The organism is Actinocrinis sp., from assembly GCF_035946395.1.
GTDB lineage: Bacteria > Actinomycetota > Actinomycetes > Streptomycetales > Catenulisporaceae > Actinocrinis.
The window spans coordinates 1-23611 of record NZ_DASYZI010000349.1; the positions used below are offsets into that span (position 1 = coordinate 1).

The 23611-nt window shown below is 69.5% G+C and carries 17 protein-coding genes; 12 read left to right on the forward strand and 5 right to left on the reverse strand.

All coding sequences use genetic code 11. The annotated features are described in order from the left end of the window. The 6 genes from VGS97_RS21580 to VGS97_RS21605 all read left to right on the forward strand — a co-directional run. Positions 1-285, forward strand: a 285-nt coding sequence (locus VGS97_RS21580) for an ABC transporter permease (RefSeq protein ID WP_326855431.1), incomplete at its 5' end; no start/stop codon positions are given. Positions 286-291: 6 nt separating this feature from the next. Next, positions 292-717: an ABC transporter permease gene (locus VGS97_RS21585; protein WP_326855432.1), complete on the forward strand. Its 426-nt coding sequence runs from the start codon at positions 292-294 to the stop codon at positions 715-717. 5 nt (positions 718-722) lie between these two features. Further along, positions 723-2750 carry a dipeptide/oligopeptide/nickel ABC transporter permease/ATP-binding protein gene (locus tag VGS97_RS21590; protein ID WP_326855433.1) on the forward strand — a complete coding sequence of 676 codons (2028 nt, stop codon included), beginning with the start codon at positions 723-725 and terminating at the stop codon, positions 2748-2750. Beyond that, a complete protein-coding gene (locus VGS97_RS21595) occupies positions 2747-3799 on the forward strand; it encodes an ABC transporter ATP-binding protein (protein ID WP_326855434.1) in 1053 nt (350 codons plus the stop codon). Before VGS97_RS21590 ends, VGS97_RS21595 begins: the two co-directional genes overlap by 4 nt. Positions 3800-3940: 141 nt before the next feature. Further along, positions 3941-6805, forward strand: a complete 2865-nt coding sequence (locus VGS97_RS21600; RefSeq protein ID WP_326855435.1) for a glycoside hydrolase family 2 protein — start codon at positions 3941-3943, stop codon at positions 6803-6805. A 16-nt stretch (positions 6806-6821) separates the two neighbouring features. Next, positions 6822-8435 (forward strand): beta-N-acetylhexosaminidase, encoded by a 1614-nt coding sequence (locus tag VGS97_RS21605; RefSeq protein WP_326855447.1) that lies wholly within the window; start codon positions 6822-6824, stop codon positions 8433-8435. A 150-nt stretch (positions 8436-8585) separates the two neighbouring features. Here VGS97_RS21605 and VGS97_RS21610 read toward each other — a convergent pair whose 3' ends face one another. From VGS97_RS21610 to VGS97_RS21620, 3 genes are all read right to left on the reverse strand, one after another. Then, a complete protein-coding gene (locus VGS97_RS21610; RefSeq protein WP_414641782.1) occupies positions 8586-9845 on the reverse strand; it encodes an ROK family transcriptional regulator in 1260 nt (419 codons plus the stop codon). A 111-nt stretch (positions 9846-9956) separates the two neighbouring features. Next, positions 9957-10673, reverse strand: coding sequence for a Rieske (2Fe-2S) protein (locus tag VGS97_RS21615; protein WP_326855437.1), 717 nt, complete (start codon positions 10671-10673; stop codon positions 9957-9959). Continuing rightward, positions 10670-11272 (reverse strand): sigma-70 family RNA polymerase sigma factor, encoded by a 603-nt coding sequence (locus tag VGS97_RS21620; protein ID WP_349262211.1) that lies wholly within the window; start codon positions 11270-11272, stop codon positions 10670-10672. The genes VGS97_RS21615 and VGS97_RS21620 overlap by 4 nt, the downstream gene beginning before the upstream one ends. A 251-nt stretch (positions 11273-11523) precedes the next feature. On the opposite strand from VGS97_RS21620, the gene VGS97_RS21625 reads away from it, so the two are divergent. From VGS97_RS21625 to VGS97_RS21640, 4 genes are all read left to right on the forward strand, one after another. Next, positions 11524-12051, forward strand: coding sequence for a helix-turn-helix domain-containing protein (locus VGS97_RS21625; protein ID WP_326855439.1), 528 nt, complete (start codon positions 11524-11526; stop codon positions 12049-12051). Between the two features lie 147 nt (positions 12052-12198). Beyond that, complete coding sequence (locus VGS97_RS21630; RefSeq protein ID WP_326855440.1) at positions 12199-12882, forward strand: hypothetical protein; 684 nt, start codon at positions 12199-12201, stop codon at positions 12880-12882. Positions 12883-13031: 149 nt separating this feature from the next. Continuing rightward, complete coding sequence (locus tag VGS97_RS21635; RefSeq protein WP_326855441.1) at positions 13032-13703, forward strand: response regulator transcription factor; 672 nt, start codon at positions 13032-13034, stop codon at positions 13701-13703. Between the two features lie 34 nt (positions 13704-13737). Further along, positions 13738-15189 carry a HAMP domain-containing sensor histidine kinase gene (locus VGS97_RS21640; RefSeq protein ID WP_326855442.1) on the forward strand — a complete coding sequence of 484 codons (1452 nt, stop codon included), beginning with the start codon at positions 13738-13740 and terminating at the stop codon, positions 15187-15189. A 228-nt stretch (positions 15190-15417) separates the two neighbouring features. Here the strand turns inward: VGS97_RS21640 and VGS97_RS21645 are convergent, their stop codons facing one another. Continuing rightward, entirely contained in the window at positions 15418-15618 is a 201-nt protein-coding gene (locus VGS97_RS21645; RefSeq protein ID WP_326855443.1) for a hypothetical protein, read from the reverse strand. Between the two features lie 111 nt (positions 15619-15729). On the opposite strand from VGS97_RS21645, the gene VGS97_RS21650 reads away from it, so the two are divergent. Continuing rightward, on the forward strand, positions 15730-16983 hold the full coding sequence (locus VGS97_RS21650; RefSeq protein WP_326855444.1) for a DUF445 domain-containing protein: 1254 nt from the start codon (positions 15730-15732) through the stop codon (positions 16981-16983). A 728-nt stretch (positions 16984-17711) separates the two neighbouring features. Further along, positions 17712-20903 (forward strand): glycoside hydrolase family 3 C-terminal domain-containing protein, encoded by a 3192-nt coding sequence (locus tag VGS97_RS21655; RefSeq protein ID WP_326855445.1) that lies wholly within the window; start codon positions 17712-17714, stop codon positions 20901-20903. A 304-nt stretch (positions 20904-21207) separates the two neighbouring features. Here the strand turns inward: VGS97_RS21655 and VGS97_RS21660 are convergent, their stop codons facing one another. Then, positions 21208-23079, reverse strand: coding sequence for a discoidin domain-containing protein (locus tag VGS97_RS21660; RefSeq protein WP_326855446.1), 1872 nt, complete (start codon positions 23077-23079; stop codon positions 21208-21210). Positions 23080-23611: the final 532 nt, after the last annotated feature.

Below are 23611 nucleotides of genomic sequence, written 5' to 3' on the forward strand. Positions count from 1 at the left end.
TCCAACCGGAAGATCATGTACGGCTACGCGGCGCGCAACGCCTTCCTGCCGAACCTGTCCGGGTTCGCGATGTCGCTGGGCTTCGTGGTCAGCGGCGCGATCCTGATCGAGTACGTGTTCAACTATCCGGGCCTCGGCTATCTGCTCTACAACGCGGTGCAGAACGTCGACTACCCCCTGATGCAGACCCTGTTCATGCTGTTCACGGTCGCCGTCCTGGTCTCGGTGCTGATCTGCGACCTCGCGACGGCCTGGCTCGATCCGCGCGCGCGGGCGAAGGAGTAGCGGCCGATGAGCGTGCTGCAACACGCGGTCCTCCCGGGCGCGACGCTGCTGATCACCTCGATCGGCGGCTGGATCCTGACCATGCGCAACAACATGATCACCACGCTGGCCGAGGACTACGTGCGGATGGGCCGGGCGAAGGGACTGTCCAACCGGAAGATCATGTACGGCTACGCGGCGCGCAACGCCTTCCTGCCGAACCTGTCCGGGTTCGCGATGTCGCTCGGCTTCGTGATCTCCGGGGCGATCCTGATCGAGTACGTGTTCAACTATCCGGGCCTCGGCTACCTGCTCTACAGCGCGGTGCAGAACGTCGACTACCCGCTGATGCAGACCCTGTTCATGCTCTTCACCGTCGCGGTCCTGGTCACGGTCCTGATCGCCGACCTGGCCACCGCCTGGCTCGATCCGCGCGCGCGGGCGAAGGAGTAGCGGCGATGACCGTACTACAGGGCACCGCCGCCGCGGCACCGCGGCCGCGCCGCCAGGGCGCCGGATTCTGGCGCGCGCTGCGCGGCAACCGCAAGGCGACGGCCGGAAGCATCATCCTGTTCATATTCGTGGTCATCTCCGCGTTCCCCGGCCTGTTCACCTCGGTGCGCGACGCGAACGCGCTGGTGTACCCGCCGCGGCTCGGGCCGTCCACCGCGCACCTGCTCGGCACCACCGGCCTCGGCCAGGACATCTACTCGCAGCTGGTCTACGGCACCCGGCAGTCGCTGATCATCGCGGTGGTCGCCGGGTTCTTCGCCACGGTGCTCTCCGTGCTGATCGGCGTCTCGGCGGCCTACCTCGGCGGTTTCCTCGACGACCTGCTGTCAATGCTGACCAACGTGGTGCTGGTCATCCCGGCCTTCCCGCTGATCATCATCCTGGCCAAGTACGCCGGGCACGGCTCGCTGACCGTGCTGCTGGTCGTGCTGATCGTCACCGGCTGGGCTTACGGCGCGAACCAGATGCGCGCGCAGGCGCTCTCGCTGCGCAACCGGGACTTCCTCGAATCGGCGCGGGTGCGCGGCGAGCGGCGATCGTACATCATCGTGTTCGAAGTCCTGCCGACGATGACCTCGCTGATCGTGGCGAACTTCCTCGGCGCGGCGCTCTACTCGGTGCTCAGCGCGGCCGGCTTGCAGTTCCTCGGCCTCGGCGACCCGAACTCGCAGAGCTGGGGCACGATGCTGTACTGGGCGCAGAACCAGCAGGCGCTGCAAACCGGCGCCGCGCTGTGGTCGATCGCGCCGGGCCTGTGCGTCGCGCTGCTCGGCGCCGCCTTCGCGCTGATGAACTACGCCTTCGACGAGATCGGCAATCCGGCGCTGCGTCCGGTCAAGGCCAGACGGCGTGCCGTACCACCGCCGACCGAAGCGGATGCAACCGTGGAACCGGACGGCGACGAACCGCGTAGTGGGGAGCCGTACAGTGAGGAGCCGTACAGTGAGGGGCCAGGCAGTGAGGAACCAGGCGGCGACGCGCCGCTGCTTCGAGTCAGAGGCCTGACGGTCGAGTACGCGACCGCGCGCGGCGCCTCGGTGGCCGTCGCGGGGGTCGATCTCGATGTGCGGCGCGGCGAGTTCGTCGGCGTGGTCGGCGAATCGGGCTGCGGGAAGTCCACGCTGCTGTTCGCCATCGCACGCCTGCTGAGCCCGCCCGCGAGGACCGCCGGCGGCAGCGTGACGTTCAAGGGCGGCAATCTGGTCGCGATGACCGAGAAGCAGCTCAATGTGCTGCGTTGGCGCGACTACTCGGTGGTCATGCAGAGCGCGATGAACGCGCTCAACCCGGTGCGCACGATCGGTGCGCAGTTCAAGGACGCCATCGACGCGCACGCCGACTACTCCGCCGAGCGGATCAGGGAACGCAGCGTCGAGGTGATGAAGCTGGTCGGCATCGACCCGGCGCACCTCAAGAGCTACCCGCACCAGCTGTCCGGCGGGATGCGGCAGCGCGCGATGATCGCGATGGCGCTGCTGTTCACCCCCGACCTGGTCATCATGGACGAGCCGACCTCGGCGCTCGACGTCGTCGCGCAGCGCTCGCTGATGGTGCAGATCAAGGAGCTGCAACAGCTGCTCGGCTTCGCGGTGCTCTTCGTCACCCACGACATGTCGCCGGTCAGCCGGTTCTCCGACCGGCTGCTCGTGATGTACGCCGGCCAGGTGGTCGAGGCGGGCCCGACCCGCACGGTCTTCGACGCGCCGTCGCATCCGTACAGCAGGGGCCTGCTCGACGCGTTCCCGTCGATCCACGGCGAGCGCGTCGAGCTGCGGGGCATCCCGGGCAGCCCGCCCGATCTCGGCAATCCGCCGAGCGGCTGCCGGTTCCATCCGCGCTGCCCCGTCGCCGAGGAGCAGTGCCGGCACGTCGAGCCGCCGGTGTACCGGATAGGCGAGGTCGACTCGCGCTGTCTGCTGCTCGCGCCCGGCCGGCAGCCGCGGCCGGCGGCGCCGATGGAGGTGACCTCGTGACCGAGCCGACGTCCGTGGCGAGCGCCGAAGCGCCGGCGCCGACATCCCCGCTGCTGGAAACCAGGGCGCTGACCCGTCATTTCAAGGTCGGCGCCGGGTTCTCCCGCCGCACGCTGCACGCGGTCGACGACGTCGATCTCGTCATCAATCCCAGGGAGATCGTCGCGCTGGTCGGCGAGAGCGGCAGCGGCAAGTCGACCGTCGCGCGGCTGCTGGCGCGGGTGTACAAGCCGACCTCTGGGGAGATCCGCTATCAGGGCAGGTCGCTCGGCGCGGTGCGTGGGCGCAGGGCGCAGCTGGCCTATCGCGGCGACGTGCCGATGGTCTTCCAGGACCCGTTCAGCTCCCTGAACCCCGCCTACCACGTCGCGCACGGCATCCTGCGCGGCCTGCGGCTGCACCGCCCGGAGCTGAACCGCGCGCAGCGGCACGCGGAGGCCGAGCGGGTCGTGGAGGCCGTCGGGCTGGTCCCGGCCGCCGAGATCCTGGGCCGTTACCCCTACGAGCTGTCCGGCGGCCAGCGCCAGCGCATCGGCTTCGCGCAGGCGCTCGCGTACCGGCCGAAGCTGATCCTCGCCGACGAACCGGTCTCCATGCTCGACATCTCCATCCGCATCGGCCTGCTCAACGTGATGGCCCGGCTGCGGGAGACCGAGGGCGTCTCGTTCCTCTACATCACGCACGACATCGCCAGCGCCCGTTACGTGTCGGACCGGCTGCTGGTCATGTACGGCGGGCACGTCGTCGAATCAGGGCCCACCGAGGCCGTGCTCGCCCGGCCGAAGCACCCTTACACCGAGCTGCTGCTGTCCGCCGTGCCCGACCCGCGCGCCCCGCTCGCCGTGGACGCGCAGGCGGCCAGGAGCGAGCCGCCCGCGGTCATCGATCCGGCGCCCGGCTGCCGGTTCCGGGCCCGCTGCCCGCTCGCGATCGACGTCTGCCACTCGGTCACGCCGCGGCTGCGCGAGCTCGGCCCGGCGCACACCGCGGCCTGTCACGTCGCGACCGCGGACGCCCCCCTTGCGCAATCCCCTGCGATACCGGTTTAACGAGAAGGGTGATTGACCGGTCTGCCGGGCCGCTGTACTTTCCCCTCAAAATCATAAAGTTGCCTTACTTAATTAAAGGTGACCGCCTGGCCGCCTCCTCGTTCCGATCCCACCCCGGATCTCCCACCCACAGGAGCGCACATGGCACATCGAGGAAGAACGCTGACGACCGCGGCCGTGGTACTCGGCTTCGCGGCCGCGTCGGCGCTGCAACAGGGCGGTGCGTCGGGAGCCGCGACGCATCCCCGGGGTTCGAGCAGCATCGCGGCGGCGCCCGCCGCGTTCGCGGACCCGCCGACCGGATCCACCGCCGTGGTGAACCTCGGCGCGTCGAACGGCTGGAAGGTGCTGACCAGCTCCACCGCCACCCAGGGCGGCGCGGCGATCTCCAAGCCCGGCTTCGCCACCTCGGGCTGGCTCACCGTCGCCAACGACGGCGGCGGGGCGCCGGGCACCGAGGTCAGCGCCCTGCTACAGAACGGCAGCTGCCCGAACGTCTTCGTCTCCAGCAACATGAAGACCTGCTTCGGTCAGATGACGTCGATCGGCGCCGACACCATCGCGCAGTTCTCGGTGCCCTGGTGGTACCGCACCGACTTCACCGCGCCGCCGGCCGGTCAGGACGCGAAGCTGATCCTCAACGGCGTGGTCGGCGCGGCCGACGTGTGGGTGAACGGCACCGAGATCGCCACCTCGGCCACGATCACCGGCGACTACGCGCGCAACGTCTTCGACGTCACGAGCCTGCTGGCCGCCGGTACCAACTCGGTGGCGATCGAGATGTACCCGAACAACCCGAACGCGATGCTCACCCTGGACAACGTTGACTGGACCCAGATCCCGCCGGACAACAACACCGGTATCCAGTTCCCGGTCCAGTTGCAGACCGGCGGACCGCTGGTGGCCGGCAACGCGCACGTGAACCAGAGCACTGCCGCCGACCTGAGCAGTTCGGCGCTGACGGTCAAGACGGACGTCACCAACACCTCGGCCGCGTCGCAGACCGGCACCGTGTCCGCGACGATCACCCCGCCGGGCACCGGCACGCCGATCAGCGTGAGCCAGAGCGTGACCGTGGCCGCGAACTCGACGCAGACGGTGACCTTCACGCCGGCCGCGTTCCCGAGCCTGACCATCGCCAGTCCCCAGATCTGGTACCCCTACCAGCTCGGCGCCCAGCCGCTCTACACGCTGGCCACCTCGGTGTCGCAGGGCACGACCACGCTGGACTCGACCTCTGAGACCTTCGGCATCCGCACCGTCACCTCGTACCTCACCGGGGCGGGCACCATCGCGCCCAGCGGCGTGCGCGCGTTCAAGGTGGACAACGTGCCGATCGTGATCCGCGGCGGCGGCTGGGATCCGGACCTGTTCCTGCGCTACGACCCGGTCGACACCGCGCGCCAGATCGGCCTGATGAAGGCGATGGGCGTCAACGCGATCCGGCTTGAGGGCCACCTGATGCCGGCGGACTGGTACCAGCAGATGGACGCGGCCGGCATCCTGGTCAACGCCGGATATCAGTGCTGCGACTTCTGGGAGACCACCAGCTACACCACCGCGCAGAACGCCGACTACCAGCTGACTGCGCAGTCGCTCGGCCAGATCCTGCGCAACCACCCCTCGGTGTTCAGCTTCCAGTGGAGCGACAACGCGCCGAGCGCCGGCCAGGAGACGCTGGCTCTCAACGGTTTCGCTGCGGCTGACTTCTTCGGACCCTTCATCTCCTCGGCCGAGTACAAGAGCAGCCCGCAGCTCGGCGCCTCCGGTGAGAAGGAGGGTCCGTACGACTGGGTTCCGCCGCTCTACTGGTACGACACCTCGCACTCCGTCGGCGGCGACGAGACCAACTCGGGCGGCTCGTGGGGCTATGACAGCGAGCAGAGCGGCGGGAACACCGTGCCGAGCATGGACTCGATCAACCGGTTCCTCTCCGCGGCCGACCAGTCGGCCCTCTGGCAGAGCCCCGGCGCGAACCAGTTCCACAACAACTACGAGGGCACCAAGCACACCGGCTACCACTTCGGCACCCTCTACAACCTCGACACCGCCATCACCAACCGGTACGGCGCCTGGACCAGCCTGAGCCAGTACGTCGAAGAGGCGCAGGTGCAGAACTACGAGGACACCCGCGCGCAGTTCGAGGCCTTCATCGACCACTCGACCAACGCGGTCGCGCCCTCCACCGGCACCATCTACTGGCAGATGAACAAGGGCTGGCCGACGCTGCTCTGGTCGCTCTACAACAACGACTACGACCAGGCCGGCTCGTACTTCGGCGTGCAGAAGGCGGACAAGCCGCTGCACGCGATCTACACCCTCGACAACGGGACCGTGACGCTCGACAACCTCGGCGCCGCGAGCCAGGCCGGCGTGACCGTCGAGTCCAAGGTCTACAACACCTCCGGCACCCTGCTGGACGACCAGACCTCGGGCACCCTCACGCTCGCGTCGCAGCAGGTTGTCAACTCGGTGCTCAAGCCGGTCACGCCGACGGCCGCGGGCACGGTGTTCTTCGTCGAGCTGCTGGTGAAGCAGAACGGCACGCTGGTGGACCGCAACGTCTACTGGCAGCCGACCACGCCGGACGTGCCCAACTGGTCCAAGACGATCGGTCAGCCGCAGGCCACGATGTCGTCGTACGCGAACCTCAAGGCCCTACAGAGCCTGCCGCAGGCCTCGGTCACCGCGACCGCGACGACCAGCAGCCAGGCCGGACCGGCCGGGAACGACAGCCTGGTGACCGTCACGATCACCAACAACTCGACCACCCCGACGGTCGGCTTCTTCCTGCGCGCCGACATCCGCCGGGGCACCGCCGCCGGAGCCGAGCTGGCCGGCGACAACGAATTGCAGTCCTCGATCTGGAGCGACAACGACGTCACGCTGTGGCCCGGCGAGTCCGAGACGCTCACCGCCTCGTACAAGGCCGCGGACCTCCAGGGCGCGACGCCGGTGATCAGCGTCTCCGGCTGGAACGTCCCGAAGATCGACGTGGTCGGGTGAGGAGTTGACCGTGTCCATGAATCCCATGCCCATCAATCCCGTCAACAGGGTCCTGCGAAGGACCGGCAGGACGGCGCGAGCGGTCGGCGCGCTGGCGGTGTTCGCCGTCACGGCGGCGGGCGTGAGCGCCGCGGGCGTCACCGCGGCCCAAGCGGCGGCGGCCTTCCCCAACACGGTGGTGCCGGTGCCGGTCAGCGAGGTCGCGAGCGGCGCGACGTACACGCTCACCTCGGCCACGACCGTCTCCAGCGACGTCACGGGGATCGGCGACTACCTCGCCGGGATCCTGCGCACCTCGACCGGATATCCGATCACCGAGACCACGGGCACCGGTTCGGGCAGCATCGCGCTCGAACTGACCGGCGCGCCGACCACCGTCGGCGCCGAGGGCTACGTGCTCACCTCGACGGCGACCGGAGTCGTCATCCAGGCCAACCAGGCCGCAGGGCTGTTCCATGGCGTGCAGACGCTGCTGCAACTGATGCCCCCGGCCGTGATGAGCCCGAGCGTCGCGGCGGGGCCGTGGACCGTGCCCGGCGGCACGATCACCGACTACCCGCGTTTCGAACACCGCGGCGCGATGCTCGACGTGGCCCGGCACTTCTTCACCGTCGCGCAGGTGGAGCGGTACATCGACGAGATCGCGCTCTACAAGATCGACTATCTGCACCTGCACCTGACCGACGACCAGGGCTGGCGGATCGCGATCAACAGCTGGCCGAACCTGGCGACGGTCGGCGGCAGCACCGAGGTCGGCGGCGGCGCCGGCGGCTACTACACGCAGGCCGACTACTCGGCGATCGTGGCCTACGCGCAGACGCGCTACGTCACGATCGTCCCGGAAATCGACTCGCCGGGGCACACGAACGCAGCGCTGGCCTCGTACGCGAGCCTGAACTGCAACGGAGTCGCGCCGGCGCTGTACACCGGCACGAACGTCGGATTCAGCTCCCTGTGCGTCCCGCTGGCGCTGACCTACACGTTCTTCGACCAGGTGGTCGGCGAGATCGCCGCGCTGACTCCGGGTCCGTACATCCACATCGGCGGCGACGAGGCGAGTTCGACCACTGCCTCCGACTACGCGACCTTCGAGGGCAAGGCGCAGAACATCGTGGCCTCGCACGGCAAGACGGTCGTCGGCTGGCACAACATCTCCACCACGGCGCTGCTGCCTTCGACGGTGCTCCAGTTCTGGGACACCACGACCAGCAACAGCAGCGTGGCGGCGGCCGCGGCCAGCGGCTCGAAGGTCATCATGTCCCCGGCGAACCACGCCTACCTCGACATGAAGTACAACCGCAAGATCAAGCTCGGCCAGACCTGGGCCGGCCTGATCGACGTCGACACGGCGTACGGCTGGGATCCCGGCAACTACCTCACCGGCGTCGGGGAGTCCTCCGTGGCCGGCGTCGAGGCTCCGCTGTGGACCGAGACGATCCTCACCTCGGCCGACATCGACTACATGGCGTTCCCGCGGCTGCCCGCCATCGCCGAACTCGGCTGGTCGCCGTGGAGCACGCACAACCAGACCACGTTCACCCAGCGGCTCGGCGCGCAGGGCCCGCGTTGGAAGGACATGGGTGTCAACTACTATCAGTCGACTCAGGTGACCTGGCCGCCCGGCTCATAGGGGCTCTTCGAACATGACCGTGGCCTTGTGTGCGGCTGTGGGCCCGTCCGCCGCTGCGCCGTCGGCCACGGTCACGTTCGAAAGAGGGCTCATAGGCCAGATGTGATTACGTGATAGGTGACGGTGGATGAGCGTCATGCGGCGCGGCGCTCATCCACCGTTCCAGGCTTCGAACACGGCCTCGCGCGCGGCGGTGACCGCGGTGGCGATGGCGCCGCGCAGCACCGCGTCCCCGCCGAGCTGGGACGGCACCAGCTCGGGGCGCAGCGGCGTGAGCCGGCCCAGCGCGGCGCGCAGCGGATCGAGCAGCAGATCGGCGTTGTCGCCGATGCCGCCGCCGAGTACGACGCGGGCCGGGTCGAGCACCGCCGCGACGGCCGCGACGCCGTGTGCGAGCCGCTCCGCCTCCAGGTGAACCACTTCGAGCGCCTTCGGATCTCCGGTGCGGGCGGCGTCGAACACGGCCTTCGCGGAGTCGGCGCCGATCAGGCCGCGCGCGTGCGCCAGCGTGAGCACGGCGTCGCCGGCCGCGGCGTCCTCCAGCATGCCCCGGCGCGGCGCGGTGCTTGAGCTGCCGCCGCCGCTGCTGCGTCCGGCACTGCTCTCGCCGCTGCCGCCGTCGTTTCCGGTGCTGCTTCCGGCGCTGTTCTCCGGCTCGTCCGCGGCGCCCCACGGCAGGTAGCCGATCTCGCCCGCCGCGCCGTGCGCGCCGAGGAACAGCTTGCCCCCGGCCACGATGCCCGACCCGACGCCGGTGCCCACGAGTAAGTACACGAACAGCTCGCAGCCCTTGCCCGCGCCGGCCCAGTACTCGCCGAGCGCCGCGAGGTTGGCGTCGTTCTCCACGGCCAGGCCGGTGCCGAGCTCGCGCTGGAGCAGGTCGGTCGCGCCGCGCCGGCCCCAGCCGGGCAGGTTCACCGCGTAGCGCACCTCGTGCGTGGCGCTGTCCGTGACACCCGGGCTGCCGACCACCGTGTGCAGCACCTTCGGCCACTCGACCCCGGCCTCGGCGGTGACCCGCCGGGCCAGCGCGCCGACCGCGGCGACCAGCGCGTCCGCGTCCTCGGCCTGGTTGCGCTCGTTGTCGCGGCCGAGCACCGCGCCGTCTAGGTCGGCGACCGCCGCCCGGATCCAGCTGCGCCCGATGTCGATGCCGAGGGCGTAACCGGCGGTCGGGTCGGCCTCGTAGAGCACCGGCGAGCGTCCGCGTCCGGTACTGGCCAGCTTGCCGACCTCGCGCACCAGCCCGGCGCGCTCCAGCCGGCCGAGCGCGGTGGACACGGTCGGCTTGGACAACCCGGTGATCCGCGCCAGCTCGGCCCGCGACGTCGCTCCGTCCGCGCGTAACCGGCCGAGCAGCAGTCGCTCGTTGTTCGCGCGCAGAACGGTGCGATTCCACGCCGACTCCACGGTCACTGCTGCTCCCCTCCGCGCCCAGGCTAGGCTTATTGTCTGACAACGAGCCTAGCCTGGGCGCCTGTTCGGAGCCGTTATGCGGTGCCTGTCCGGGCCTGACCGGTCCTACGCGGAGCGCGGCGCGTAGATCTGGATCTGCCCGCTCACCTCCCGGACCGGCAGTCTGGGCAGGGCGGGCAGCGGCTGTCCCGTCTGGAGCGGATGGGTGAGATTCGCGCCGGCGAGCGTGAAGGTTGCGCCGTGGCAGGGGCAGGACAGCGTGTCGCGCGTGTCGGTGAGATCGAGGCGGCAGCCCTGGTGCGTGCAGATCCCCGACACGGCTTGCACGCGCCCTGAGACGCGCCGCAGGAACCCGGTGACGGCACCCAGATCGAACGCAAGCACCGCGCCCTCGGGCAGTTCCGCGCCGCTCACGACGGTCCGCCAGGCGCCGTACGTGGGGCTGATTGCGGTCTGTGGCGCCGTCTCCCCACTCGCGCTGCCGCTCGCCCAAAGGCGGTCCGCCACGACGCCCACGGTGCCCGCGGCGCCCGCAGCGGCGCCGGCGGCGGTCAGCGCGCCGGCCGCGAGGAACCGGCGGCGGGGTGAGAGACGCCACGCGGGGCGTGGCGCTTCGGCACCCTGGTCGGCGTGCTCCTGCTCGGACAGCCGGCCGCGCAACTGCTCGACGAAGGCGGGGCGCGGGGCGGCAGCGTCCGGAGCGGCGGCCATCAGGTCGATCGCAGTGCGCAGGACCGCCAACTCGTCCGCGGTGGGTGCGAAGGGCTTTGGACGGCGTCGGCGCAGCAGCCGGTCCACGTAGCGGTCCACCGGGTGCCTCATAGCGCGTCCTCCTTCGCTTGCCCATGCCTTTCGCGTATCTCGTATGTCTCACGCGTGTCGGGCGCCGCTGGATCCTCCTGGTCCAGCCGCTGCTTTTCCAAGCTCGCCGCCGCCCGCAACGCGCGGTGTTGCAGCACTTTGGCGTTCGCGACCGTGACGCCGAGCTCGGCCGCGGCCTGCCGCACCGAGTAGCCGCGCAGGAACCGCAGGACCAGGATCTGCCGCTGCCGCTGCGGCAGCGCCTCCAGGATCCGGGCCGCGCGCTCGTCCGCCGGGCCGTGCGCGTCCGCGGGGCAGTGGCCGGTGTCCGCGTAGTCGGCCAGATCCGTCGTCTGCGGGTCGATCTCGGTGACCTGATGGCCGAGTTTCCGCCGCCAGTGCTCGGCCAGCACCGTACGCGCCGTGGCCGTGAGGTACGCCCGCACCTGCGCGACTCCGGCCGTCGTACGCAGCGGCCCGTACGCGGTGAGGAAGACCTGCGAGGTCAGGTCCTCGGCGTCCGGACGGTTGCCCACCTTCGAGAACATCAGCCGGTAGATCCGGCCGACGTTGTCGGCGTAGATCGCCTCCCAGTCCGGATACGCGGCGCCGGGCAGCATTACGGGTTCGGGCAGCTGCGACGAGCGGACGCGATCGCTGTGTTCGTGTCCGGCGCGTTCGCGTATTCGTCCATTGGGCACGCCTCGTCGTCACCGCCTTCCCTGGTCGTCGTTCACCACATGAATACGGAAGCGGGTTACATCCGGCTCAATCCGGCTCCACCGGCAATGCGCTACGATGAGTCAGTTGTGAAACGCAACCGACTGTCCGCGCGACGCCGTGTCGTCCGGCGGGCGAGGAGGACCCGGACGTGGACGACGAGCGCAGCTTCAATCCGATGAGCGTCATGGCGGACGTGCCGGTCGGCGTCCGGCCGTGCTCGATCGCCGACGCGCTGGACATCCTGGGCGAGCGCTGGTCCCTGCTCGCGATCCGCGAACTGGGCTACGGCGTGCACCGCTTCTCGCGGATCGTCGGCTTCACCGGGGCGCCGCGCGACATCCTCGCCGACCGGCTGCGCAAGCTCGAAGCCGCGGGCATCGTCGAGCGCCGACAGTACAGCGAGCACCCGCCCCGCTTCGAGTACCACCTCACGCAGGCCGGCCGGGAACTGCTGCCGGTGATGCTCGCCTTGCGGCAGTGGGGCGACAGGTGGGCGTCGCGTGAGCCCACGCTGACGATCCAGCACAGCTGCGGGCACTCGCTGGACACGGTCACCGCGTGCGGGCACTGCGGCCGGGTCGTCGAGGTCGCCGACATGGTCCCCGCGAGGCCGGCAGGTGCTGCGGATGCGGTGGACGGCGTGGCCGGGCCAGACGGTGTGGGCGGGGCCTCATGAGCCTCTGAGGCATTCCTAAGGTTCACCGACGGGAGCCTGAAGGCTGAGACGGTGTGCTTGCTGATGACGGCGAAGGGGCTCGCCGTCGGCTGCGCCAGAAATCGGGCGGCGCGGTCGTCAACAGTCATCAGCCAACGAAGGAGCCCGATGTCCACCAGAAGAATGCGAATGATCGCGGCGGGAGCGGCCGTCGCGCTGCTCACGGGGATGGCCGGGGCTGCCGCGGCCGCCACGCCGGGTACGGCGAGCCCGTCCGCGTCTGCCTCGTCGCCCGCGCCGAAACCGTCGCCGACCGGGGGTGACCGCGGCGGCAAGTCCGGGGGCCAGCAGGTGTGGCTGACCAAGCTCGCCGCGAGCCTGCACGTGAGCGTGAAGAAGCTGGAGTCGGCGCTGGTCGACGCCAAGGAGACCATCGGCAGGCTCGGTGTGGCGCCGACCGATCCGGCGGTCGTCGCGGTGGTCTCGCACGATCTCGGCATCAGCACCGAGCAGGCCACCTGGCTGCTGAAGGAGGTGTTCGACAACGGTCCCACGCCCGGAAAGGGCAAGGGCGGCTCCGGCGGGATCGGCGTGCCGGACTCGGTGGTCGTCCACACGCTCGCTGGGATCCTGCACATCAGCGACGCGCGCGCGGCGCAGGTTCTCGACCGGCTTGAGCGGATCTCGCAGCCGCACAGCGGCATCCCGACGGACGACCCGCAGTTCCGGGCGCTCGCCGCGAGCCTGCACATCACCCCGCAGCAACTAATCGACGCCATCCGCCAGCTGAAGCAGGACATCGCCGGGTCGATGCCGAAGCCTTCGTCGCCGCCGGTGCCCGGCAAGGGCTGAACAAGACACAACCGGTGAACATCGAGCGAGCGGCGATTCGCGTTTCCGCTCCCGGGGCCGGCCGGGTGGCGCATGTCGCCCGGCCGGTGCGCGCGGTGCCCGGCGAACCAGCGGCATCGCGTTCGCCCGCGAAGAGCCACAATGACGTCATGCAGGTGTTGGTGGTCGATGACGACGAGGCCGTGCGCCTCGCGCTCGCGCACGCGCTGCGCCGCGACGGTTACTCCGTCGTGGAGGCCGCGGACGGCGACGGCGCGTTGCACCAGATGGCGGACGACCGGTATCAGGCGATCGTGCTCGACGTGCTCATGCCGGAGCCGAACGGCCTTGAGGTGTGCCGGATCCTGCGCGAGCGCGGCGACGAGACGCCGATCCTCATGCTGACCGCGCGTGACCTGGTCGCCGACCGAGTCGCCGGCCTGGACGCCGGAGCGGACGACTACCTCGTCAAGCCCTTCGCGCTGGACGAACTGCGCGCCCGGCTGCGCGCGCTGCTGCGGCGCACCGGCCAGGCCCGCGACGTGCTGAGCTTCGCAGACCTCGAACTCGACCTCGCACAGTGCCGGGCCCGGCGCGGCGAGCGGGTGCTCTCGCTCACCCGCACCGAGTACGCCCTCCTTGAGCTGTTCCTGCGAAACCCGCGCCGGGTGCTGCGCCGCACCGCGATCTTCGAAGCCGTCTGGGGCTACGACTTCGGCCCCGGTTCCAACGCGCTGTGGGTCTATATCAGCTATCTGCGGACGAAACTGGAGTCCGGCGGCGAGCAGCGGCTGATTCAGACCGTGCGTGGCCTCGGGTACGTGCTGCGCGAGGAGCCGTGAGGCTGTGCGTATAAAGGCGGTGTATATAAAGGCTGTGCGCGTAAAGACTGTGCAGGTGAAGACGGTCGCTCTAAGCCTGACCCTGCGTGCCCGCATCGCACTGGCCGGCGGCCTGGCCGTCTTCGCCGCGCTGCTCGCCGCTTCACTCGTGCTCTATCCGCTGGCCGATCACGACCTGCACGACCAGCTCGACGGCGAACTGATCACGACGGTGACCACCGCGCCGAAACTCGGCCAGGCGCTCAAGACGCAGATCGCGAGCAACGACGGCTACTTCACCACCATGCCGCCGCTGACCATCGGCGACACGCTGATCCAGTTCGTTGGCGCCGACGGTCTGGCGTCGGGCACCTCCGGCGACCTCGCGCCGACCACCGAACAGGACGTCGAGGTGGTGAAAGGCCTGCTGCCCGCGTACTTCCAGAGCATCAAGTACCAAGGTCGCAGCTATGAGATGTACACGGCGTCCTTCGGCAACGGCATCCTGGTGCGCGCCGCGAAGCCGGACTCCGAGACGACAGCGTCGCTGGACCGTCTGCGCTTTCTGCTGGCGGCCCTGGTGCTCGGCGGCGCGCTGCTCGCCGGATCCGCGGCCCGGCTGCTCGCCGGCAGAGTGCTGCGACCGGTGCGCAAACTGACCGAGACGGTCGAGCACGTCACCGTGACCCAGGACCTGGCGACGCGCGTCGACACCGGCGGCCGCGACGAGATCGGCCGGCTGGCCCGGTCGTTCACCGCGATGATGTCCGCGCTCGACGCGTCCGTCCAGAAGCAGCGGCACCTGGTCGCCGACGCCTCGCACGAACTGCGCACGCCGCTGACCAGCCTGACCACCAACCTCGAACTGCTGGCGGAGGCCGGCGGCCTGGCCGATCCGCAGGCCCCGGCCCTGCTCGGCGCGGCCCGTGAGCAGAGCGGCGAACTGCGGGCCCTGATCAACGACCTGGTCGACCTCGCCCGCTACGGCGAGTCCGAGCCGCACTGCGAGGACCTGCGGCTGGATCTGCTGGCCGCCGAGGTCGTCGAGCGCGCCGCGAAACGCGCGCCCCGGCTGCGCTTCGAGACCAGGCTCGCCGCGTGCCTCGTGTACGCCGACCCGGACGCGATCGAGCGGGCGCTCGGCAATCTCGTCGACAACGCGGTGAAGTGGAGCCCGCCGGAGGGCACCGTGCGTGTCGCGGTAGCGGTCACGGGCCGAGCGGTGCGAACAGCACCCACGCAGCAAGCACGGGAAGCGTCTGCGTCTCCGGGAGCGTCAGACGAGGTCCGCTTCAGCGTGGCGGACGAGGGCCCCGGCGTACCGCCGGACGACCTGCCGCACATCTTCGACCGCTTTTACCGCTCGACCGCCGCGCGTGCCAAGCCCGGCTCGGGTCTCGGCCTGTCCATCGTCCGCCAGATCGCCGACACACACGGCGGGCGGGTAAGTGCTCATCCGCTGAGCCGTGGAGTCGAGATGCGTTTCACCTTGCCGCGTACGCAGTAGTCGTCGAGCCGCGCTGGCTTATTGCCCCGGGGGTATTTGAGAAGTGGAGTCGGAACTGGGCGCGATGTCCGGCGCGTGTGATCGCAAGGCGAAGGTCATATCCATACTGGAGGTTTGGGCACGGCGCGACAACGCGGCGAGCGTGCGTGACAGGCGCCCCGATCCCGACCTCGGCCCCGGCCCTACTTTCTCAACACGCCCTACGGCTCCCGGCGCGTGCGTGCCTGCTCAGGAGCCGGCTGACACTACGGATCGGCGCAGCTTGGCCAGTTCACGTTCGAGCACGCCGATGGTCTCGGCGTCCTGGACACTGCGGTCGGCCCGGCCGGCTGCGTAGATCCGCAGCACCAGCGCTTGCGCCGCGTGCTCGTCGTCGGCGAGCACGAGCGCCTCGTTCTTCCATGCCTCGATTTGGGTCTCATCTGCCATGGGACGAGTCAACGCGTCTCCAGGCGTTGTGGCAAGGGCGCCCCGACCAGCGTAAACGTGGCAGTTTCGCGCGTGTCGCCCACACACCGCCGACATGACGACAATGGTGGTGTGCGACCACTTTCACCCGCCGAGGAGGCGAAGCGGCGCGGAGTCCGGCGGATGAAGGCTGTCGCCACCGGGTTCCTCATCGCCGCCACCGGCCTGTACATCCTGTCTCGGTGGCAGGAGGGGCACGGCGCGGCCTGGGCGGACTATCTCGGCGCGGCGGCGCAGGCGGCCATGGTCGGCGCGCTGGCCGACTGGTTCGCGGTGACCGCGCTGTTCCGTCATCCGCTCGGCCTGCCGATCCCGCACACCGCGATCATCCCGCACCGCAAGGAGGCGCTCGGCCGCAGCCTCGGCGACTTCGTGGGGGAGAACTTCCTGTCCCAGGAGGTGATCCGGGCCCGGCTGCGCGCGATCGGCCTGTCCGGGCGGCTCGGCGCCTGGCTGGCCGAGGAGAAGCACGCCGAGCGGGTCGCCCGCGAAGCCGTCGGGCTGCTGCGCGACCTGCTCGCGGTGCTGCGCGACGACGACGTGCAGGTGGTGCTCAGCCGCACGATGAACCGCTGGATGGCCGAGCGCCGGATCGGCCCGCCGATCGGCACGCTGCTGGCGCGGTTCATCGCGGACGACGGCCACCGGCCGCTGGTCGACCTGATGGCCCGGCGCGCCGTCGAATGGCTCGAAGCGCATCCGGAGGCGATCGAGCGCACGGTGTCGGGCGAGGCGCCGAGCTGGACGCCGCGCTTCGTCGACGCGCAGGTCGCCCGCCAGCTCCACAAGCAGCTGGTGCGGTTCGCGGCGGCGGTCCGCGACGAGCCCGACCACCAGGCGCGCGCCGCGATCGACGCGTTCCTGGCCGACTTCGCCGAGGACCTGCGCTCCGATCCGGAGACCGTGGCCCGCGCCGAACAGCTCAAGTGGGAGCTGATCAACCACCCGGAGACGCAGCGGCTCGTCGGTTCGTCCTGGCAGGCGTTCCGCTCGATGCTCGTCGCAGCGGCCGACGACGAGGACGGCGAGCCGCGGCTGCGGATGCGCGCCGCCATCGTCTCCTTCGGCGAGCGGCTCGCCTTCGACGAGCGCCAGCGGGCCAAGGTCGACTCCTGGGTCGAGGACGCGGCGGTCTACGTCGTCACCACGTACCGCAACGAGATCACGGCCCTGATCACGGACACCATCGAGGCCTGGGACGCCGAGGAGACCTCGCGCAAGGTGGAGATCCAGGTCGGCCGCGACCTCCAGTTCATCCGGATCAACGGCACCGTCGTAGGCGCGCTGGCCGGCCTGCTGATCTACATCGTGACCCGGATCGGCTGAGAGCCATCGCGCTCTGACTCGGGGACGCAACGTTCCTGCGAGGCACATTGTCCTAAGACGTCGATGTTCTACGGCGTCGACGGCCGAAGAGCCTAGTTCAGAGGGCGTGCGGATTTGTGGCCGGGCTCGCGGGCCGATGGCCGTCGCCTGGCGGCGTTGTCGTCGGTCGCCGCGCGGTGTCACTGGTGCGGCCAGTGTCCCGTGCCGGAAGTTCGCCGCAGAAATCGGTCCCCACGCGGTTGATCAAACACAGTCCGCCTGGCTGCGTTGCCACAGCGCACTCAAACAGCAGTGCCCTTAAACAACCGAGTTTGAGAGCACTGCGGCGCCTTGCCGGCCGGGCGTGGATGGCTGATTTCTCATGTGGCGAACTGCCGGCGCGGGGCACTGGCGCCGCACGGCACTGCGACTCCCGCCTCCGCACTGCCACGCTCAGCCCTCGACCCACGAGCCCACACGGCGCCAGCCGCGTGAACAGTCCCGTCGGCCGCCGATTTGCGCACCCTCTCAAACGGGCACCGAGGTCGTGCTCCCGCACGCCCACCCCGCTCCGGAGTGCGCATTGGTCCAGACCATTGACAGTCCCCGGTGCTCGCGTGTTACATCACCGTTGCCAACATTTTTGTTGTCGCGGCCAACAATGCGATGCCCGCCTGCTTCGTCCCGCGCCCGAAAGTGCGGAGTTGGCCGCCGGATCTGCCAGCTGCAAGCAGATACAAGGAGGCATCGTGCAACAAATCCCGTTCCGGTCGCGCGCCGGACGAGTGCGGACCGCGGCGGTCGCCCTGGCCACCGCTTCCGCGTCGCTCGTCGCGACCTACTCCGCCGCCCCGCCCGCGGCGGCGGCGTCCGCCGCCTGCCCCTGGGTCGGCTCGACCGCGCCCATCTCCCAACGGGTCGGCGCAGTGCTGGCCAAGATGTCGGTCTCGCAGGAGGTGAGCCTGCTGACCGGCTCCTCCGGATCCAGCTACGTCGGGTTCATCCCGGCGATCGGCTCGCTGTGCATCCCGGCGCTCAACCTGCAGGACGGCCCGGCCGGCGTCGGCGACGGCTTCAACGCGGTGACCCAGCTGCCCGCCCCGGTCGACCTCGCCGCCACCTTCGACACCTCGGCCGCGCAGCTCTACGGCCAGGTGATCGGCTCCGAGCAGACCTCGAAGGGCACCACGATCGACCTCGGCCCGACCATCAACCTCGTCCGCGACCCGCGCTGGGGCCGCGCCTTCGAGTCGATCGGCGAGGACCCGTACCTCAACGGCACGCTCGGCTCCGCCGACATCCAGGGCGTGCAGTCGACCGGGGCGATGGCGCAGGTCAAGCATCTGGCCGTGTACAACCAGGAGACCAACCGCAACACCACCTCCGACAACGCGATCATCAGCAACCGCACGTTGCAGGAGATCTACCTGCCGGCGTTCCACGACTCCGTGTCGCAGGGCGCCGCGTCGTCGGTGATGTGCTCGTACAGCACGATCAACGGCACGTACGCGTGCCAGAACCCGACGATTCTCACCACCGCCCTGCGCCAGCAGTTCGGCTTCGGCGGCTTCGTCACCTCCGACTGGGGCGCGACGCACGCCACCGCGGCCTCGGCCAACGCCGGCCTGAACATGGACATGCCGGGCAACGACGGCTTCTACGGCGGCGCCCTGACGAGCGCGGTTCCCGGCTCGGTCACGAAGGCGACGCTCGACGCGCTCACCTCCCAGGTGCTCACCGAGATGTTCGCGTTCGGGCTCTTCGACAGGCCGCCGACCGGCTCTCCCGCGCAGCCCGCGACCAGCACCGCGCACGTCACCTCCGCGCGCCAGCTGTCCGAGGAGGGCACGGTGCTGCTGAAGAACGGCGGCGGCGTGCTGCCGTTCGGCTCGTCGGTCTCCTCGATCGCCGTCATCGGCACGGACGCGTCGACCAGCCCGATGACCGACGGCGGCGGCAGCGCCGGGGTCAACTCCAGCGGCACGGTCACGCCGTTGCAGGGCATCACCTCGCGGGCCGGCGGCGGCGTCACGGTCAACTACAACGACGGCTCCAACAACACCACGGCCGCGTCGCTGGCCGCTTCGTCGTCCGTCGCAGTGGTCTTCGTCAACAAGGGCGAGTCCGAGGGCAGCGACCTGAGCAACATCGACCTGACCAGTGCGCAGAACTCGCTGATCTCCGCGGTCGCCGCGGCGAACCCGCACACGGTCGTCGTGCTCAACACCGGTTCCGCGGTCACCATGCCGTGGCTGAGCTCGGTCTCGGGCGTGCTCGAAGCCTGGTACCCCGGCCAGGAGGACGGCAACGCGATCGCCGCGCTGCTGTTCGGCGACGTGGACCCGTCGGGCAAGCTGCCGGTGACCTTCCCGACCTCGCTGTCGCAGGTGCCTGCGAACACTGCCGCGCAGTGGCCCGGCACGAACGGCACCGTGCAGTACTCCGAGGGCCTGGACGTCGGCTACCGCTGGTACGACGCCAAGGGTCTGACGCCGCTCTTCCCGTTCGGCTACGGCCTGTCCTACACCAGTTTCTCGTTCAGCAACCTGTCCATCAGCCCTCTGGTCAAGGGCGGCGCAGCCACCGTCACCGCCACGGTGACGAACACCGGCTCGCGTGAGGGTGCCGACGTCGTGCAGCTGTACGTCACAGACCCGGCCGCGTCAGGCGAGCCGCCGAAGCAGCTTGAGGGCTACACCCGGGTCGACCTGCAACCGGGCGCCAGCAAGGCGGTGAGCTTCCCGCTGACGCAGACCAACCTCCAGTACTGGAACGACACCGCCTCGGCATGGGCGACCAGCACCGGCAACTACACCGTCTCGGTCGGCGACTCGGACGCGAACCTCCCGCTCACCGGCACCCTGGCGGTCGGCTCGGCTCAGGTCGGACAGACCGTCTCGGTGACCAGCCCCGGATCGCAGGAAGGCATCGCCGGAACCGCGGTCTCGCTGCCGATCAGCGCGAGCGACGGCACGAGCGGCCAGACGCTGTCTTACTCGGCCGCCGGGCTGCCCGCCGGAACGTCGATCAACGCGTCCACCGGCGCTGTCACCGGAACGCCGACCACTGCCGGCGTCAGCACCGTGACGGTCACCGCCCGCGACGGCTCCGGCGCGTACGCGACGACCACGTTCCTGTGGACCGTCACGCCGACCGGCTCCGGCGTCCCGACCACGCCGCTGATCAACTCCAACGGCCTCTGTCTCGATCTGCCCGGGGACAACAACACCAACGGCACCGTGACCGAGGTCTACAGCTGCAACGGCACCAACGGCCAGCAGTGGACCGAGGAGGCCGACGGCACCGTGCGCGCCGACGGCAAGTGCCTCGACGTGGCCGCGGGCGGCACCGCCAACGGCACCGCGGTCGACATCTACGACTGCAACGGCACCGGATCCCAGGTCTGGCAGCCGCAGGCGAACGGTGAACTGCTCAACCCGCAGTCCGGCAAGTGCCTGACCGATCCCGCCGCGTCGAACGGCAGCCTGATGCAGATCACCACCTGCACCGCCGCGGGCAACCAGCTCTGGCACTCGCCGGCCGGCGGTTCCGGTGGCGGCGGGGTGACCGGCCAGGTCACCGGGTATCAGGGCCTGTGCCTGGACGTGCGCTCGGCCAACAGCGCGGACGGTACGCCGGTCCAGGTCTACACCTGCAACGGCACCAACGCGCAGCAGTGGACCGTCGCGTCGAACGGCACGTTGCAGGCGCTCGGCAAGTGCCTCGACGTGAGCGCCGGCGGCACGGCCAACGGCACGCTGGTCCAGCTGTACACGTGCAACGGCACCGGCGCGCAGGTCTGGCAGGCGGGAGCGAACAGCTCGCTGGTCAACCCGCAGTCGGGCAAGTGCCTTGACGACACCGGCTCCGGCGGTTCGGGCACCCAGGTGCAGATCTGGAGCTGCACCGGCGCGAGCAACCAGGCCTGGACGCTGCCATGACGCCCTAGCATCGGAGAGCGCTCTCCCGGGTCAGTGAACACGATGAGCTGACCCGGGACAGCGGGGACAGAGCGCGGATAGCAGAGCACAGACAACACGCGCAGATGGCACGGCATACATAACACAGCACGCATGACACAGCACAGATGACACAGCGCGGTGGCCGTCAGACTGACGGCCACCGCGCCTTTGTGCGGTGAAGGGTACGGTTATCGCATTGGTTCAGCAGTTCAGCGGATGCACTGGGCACCGGATGCACTCGTCATCGAGTGCACAGCGTCCGGCTCAATGCACCGTGTCCGGCTTACCAGCCGACCGCCGCGATCAGGTACTGCGGGTTGGTCAGCGAGATGTCCGAGGACTGTCCCGCGTCGTCGTCGTACGGGAATCCGTACTGCTTGCCGTTGATCGCGTTCTGGTGCCAGAACTGCGCGTAGTAGTTCGCCGGAGCGGACAGGTAGAAGTTGCTCGCGATCGACTGCTGCGCGGCCGGCAGCTGCGCGACGTGCCGGTTGAGGCCGGCGCACAGCGTCGGGTTGTTCGCCAGCGTGCCGCCGCAGCCGAAGATCTGCGCGGTGGAGTCGGCGGTGTCACCGTTCGCGGCCGCGTAGCTCTGGAAGTAGTTCGCGTACGCGCCGCCGGTCTGGAACACCGGGTCGTTGCCGGGCGACGGGATGCCGAACGGCGCCTGGTCGGTCGCCAGCGACTTGAACTCGGTCGGCACCGAGTTCTGGAACCGGGTGAAGGTGGCCGAGCGGCTCTCCTGGAAGGTGGCGTAGTTCTCGCCGATGTCCTGGTTCGAGCCGTCGTGGCCGTGCAGCCGCAGGGCCAGCTTCAGCCCGAACCGGTCCACCCGGGTCGTGTCGAGGTTGATCGACGACGCTCCGACGGTGAACTCGATGAAGTCGTAGTACTGGCTGTTCGGCGTGCCGAGGTAGAAGTACATACGGCCGGCCGAGTTCGCCGGCATGTCGATGTACGGCTGCTGGGCGATCGACGCGGTCGTGCCGTTGAAGCTCCAGAAGACCTGGCTGTCGGGGTACTGGCCGTTGGTCTGGTTGATGATCTTCACTTCGAGCACGTGCGTGGCGGCCGGGATGGTGCTGGGGTCACCCCAGAACGAGGCCGGCGGCTCGCCGTTGCCGCCACCCGTCGCCGTCGAGGACGGCGAAGCCGACGGTGACGGTGACGCGGACGCCGAGGCGGAGGCGGAGGCCGATGGGGACGGTGACGGGCTGCCGCCGGTGCCGCTGCCTTCGTAGACCTGGAATTCCCAGATCGAGTAGCCGTACTGGGTGTTGCGCGCCGTGCCGTACATGCGGATGTAGCGCCCGCTGCCGGAGATGTTCAGCGTCTCCGTTCCGCCGGGGCCGGTGGTCGTGGAGTAGATCGACGTCCAGTTCGTGGCGTCGTTGGAGACCTGTATCTGGTAGGCCTTGGCCGACGCGGTTTCCCACATGATCACGACTTGGCAGATCGATTGGGTTGAGCCGAGGTCGACCTGGAGCCACTGTGGGTCGCTGAACGCCGAGGACCAACGGGTGCCGGTGTTTCCATCGGTCGCGTCGATGGCGGGGGTTCCGGCGTTCTCGGTGGAGGAGGCGGTGGTCGGGCGGCCCAGGGCGGCGTTGGCGGTGCTACAGCCGGTGCCGGAGCTGATGGTGCCGTAGACCTGGAACTCCCAGAGCGAGTAACCGTATTGCGTTGCCCGTGCGGTGCCGTACATGCGCACGTAACGGCCGCTGCCGGTGATGTTCAGGGTCTGCGTTCCACCGGTACCCGTGGTGGTCGAGTAGATGCTCGTCCACGTCGCGTTGTCGTTGGAGGTCTGGATCTGGAACGCGGTGGCGTAGGCGGCCTCCCACTGGAGGATGACCTGACTGATCGACGCGGTCGACCCAAGATCGACCTCAAGCCACTGCGGGTCCGAGAACGCGGACGACCACCGCGTTCCGGTGTTCCCATCCGTCGCGTTCGACGCCGGGAACGTCGCGTTCTCGAGTGAGGAGGCCGTCGTGGGCTTGCCCTGCGACAGCAGTGTCGCGGCGGCGCTGGCCTGGAAGGACACGGCGGTCACCAGACCGGCCGTCACCACGGTGACCACTGCCGCGGCCACCAGGGCGCGAATGCGGGCCGGACGTCGCTGTCGGCCCGCTGGGGGTGGGACTAAACGCATGACTCTCTCCGAGGGAGACGGCAAAGGGTAAGCCGTCGGCCCGAGGCGGTCGGTCCGGCGGCGTGGCGTGGAGGAGTGGGAGACCTCCGTGATTCACGTCCACGGCAGGCGCCTGTCGTGGACGTGACGTTATCTCTATGTTTCGGAGAGCGCTCTCCGAGAGAGTGCTCGCGTAACGCGCGGCTGTCAAGGGTGTGCGCAAGGTTCCGGAACGGAACAGGAAAAGGCAACCCGCCCTTAAATGAGCCCTCGCCGATGACCGGCGGTTATCCGGTCGTAGGCGCGACGGTTCCGCAACGCCTGTCCCCGCGGCGCGTGTTGCGCAACTGCTACCGGGCGAAGCGGCGGATGGTGAGTAAGAATATGTGGGCCTGCGGCACTTGCCTGGCGAAGGGTTCCGGCGCCGCAGGCCCTGCAAGGTGCCGCCGTGGAGTGTTCGGGCACGCCCCGGGCAGTCGCCTCACACGTATAACAGGGACCCGAAGCGCGAATTCCGTTACACCCGCCCAGCGCCTTCCGCTATATGGCTTTC

Bases quoted from the DNA above. Each gene is read 5' to 3' on its own strand.
- VGS97_RS21600 (WP_326855435.1), top strand. From the start codon at position 3,941: ATGGCACATCGAGGAAGAACGCTGACGACCGCGGCCGTGGTACTCGGC.
- VGS97_RS21585 (WP_326855432.1), top strand. From the start codon at position 292: ATGAGCGTGCTGCAACACGCGGTCCTCCCGGGCGCGACGCTGCTGATC.
- VGS97_RS21630 (WP_326855440.1), top strand. From the start codon at position 12,199: ATGTCCACCAGAAGAATGCGAATGATCGCGGCGGGAGCGGCCGTCGCG.
- VGS97_RS21645 (WP_326855443.1), bottom strand. From the start codon at position 15,618: ATGGCAGATGAGACCCAAATCGAGGCATGGAAGAACGAGGCGCTCGTG.
- VGS97_RS21635 (WP_326855441.1), top strand. From the start codon at position 13,032: ATGCAGGTGTTGGTGGTCGATGACGACGAGGCCGTGCGCCTCGCGCTC.
- VGS97_RS21615 (WP_326855437.1), bottom strand. From the start codon at position 10,673: ATGAGGCACCCGGTGGACCGCTACGTGGACCGGCTGCTGCGCCGACGC.
- VGS97_RS21605 (WP_326855447.1), top strand. From the start codon at position 6,822: ATGAATCCCATGCCCATCAATCCCGTCAACAGGGTCCTGCGAAGGACC.
- VGS97_RS21620 (WP_349262211.1), bottom strand. From the start codon at position 11,272: ATGCTGCCCGGCGCCGCGTATCCGGACTGGGAGGCGATCTACGCCGAC.
- VGS97_RS21590 (WP_326855433.1), top strand. From the start codon at position 723: ATGACCGTACTACAGGGCACCGCCGCCGCGGCACCGCGGCCGCGCCGC.
- VGS97_RS21660 (WP_326855446.1), bottom strand. From the start codon at position 23,079: ATGCGTTTAGTCCCACCCCCAGCGGGCCGACAGCGACGTCCGGCCCGC.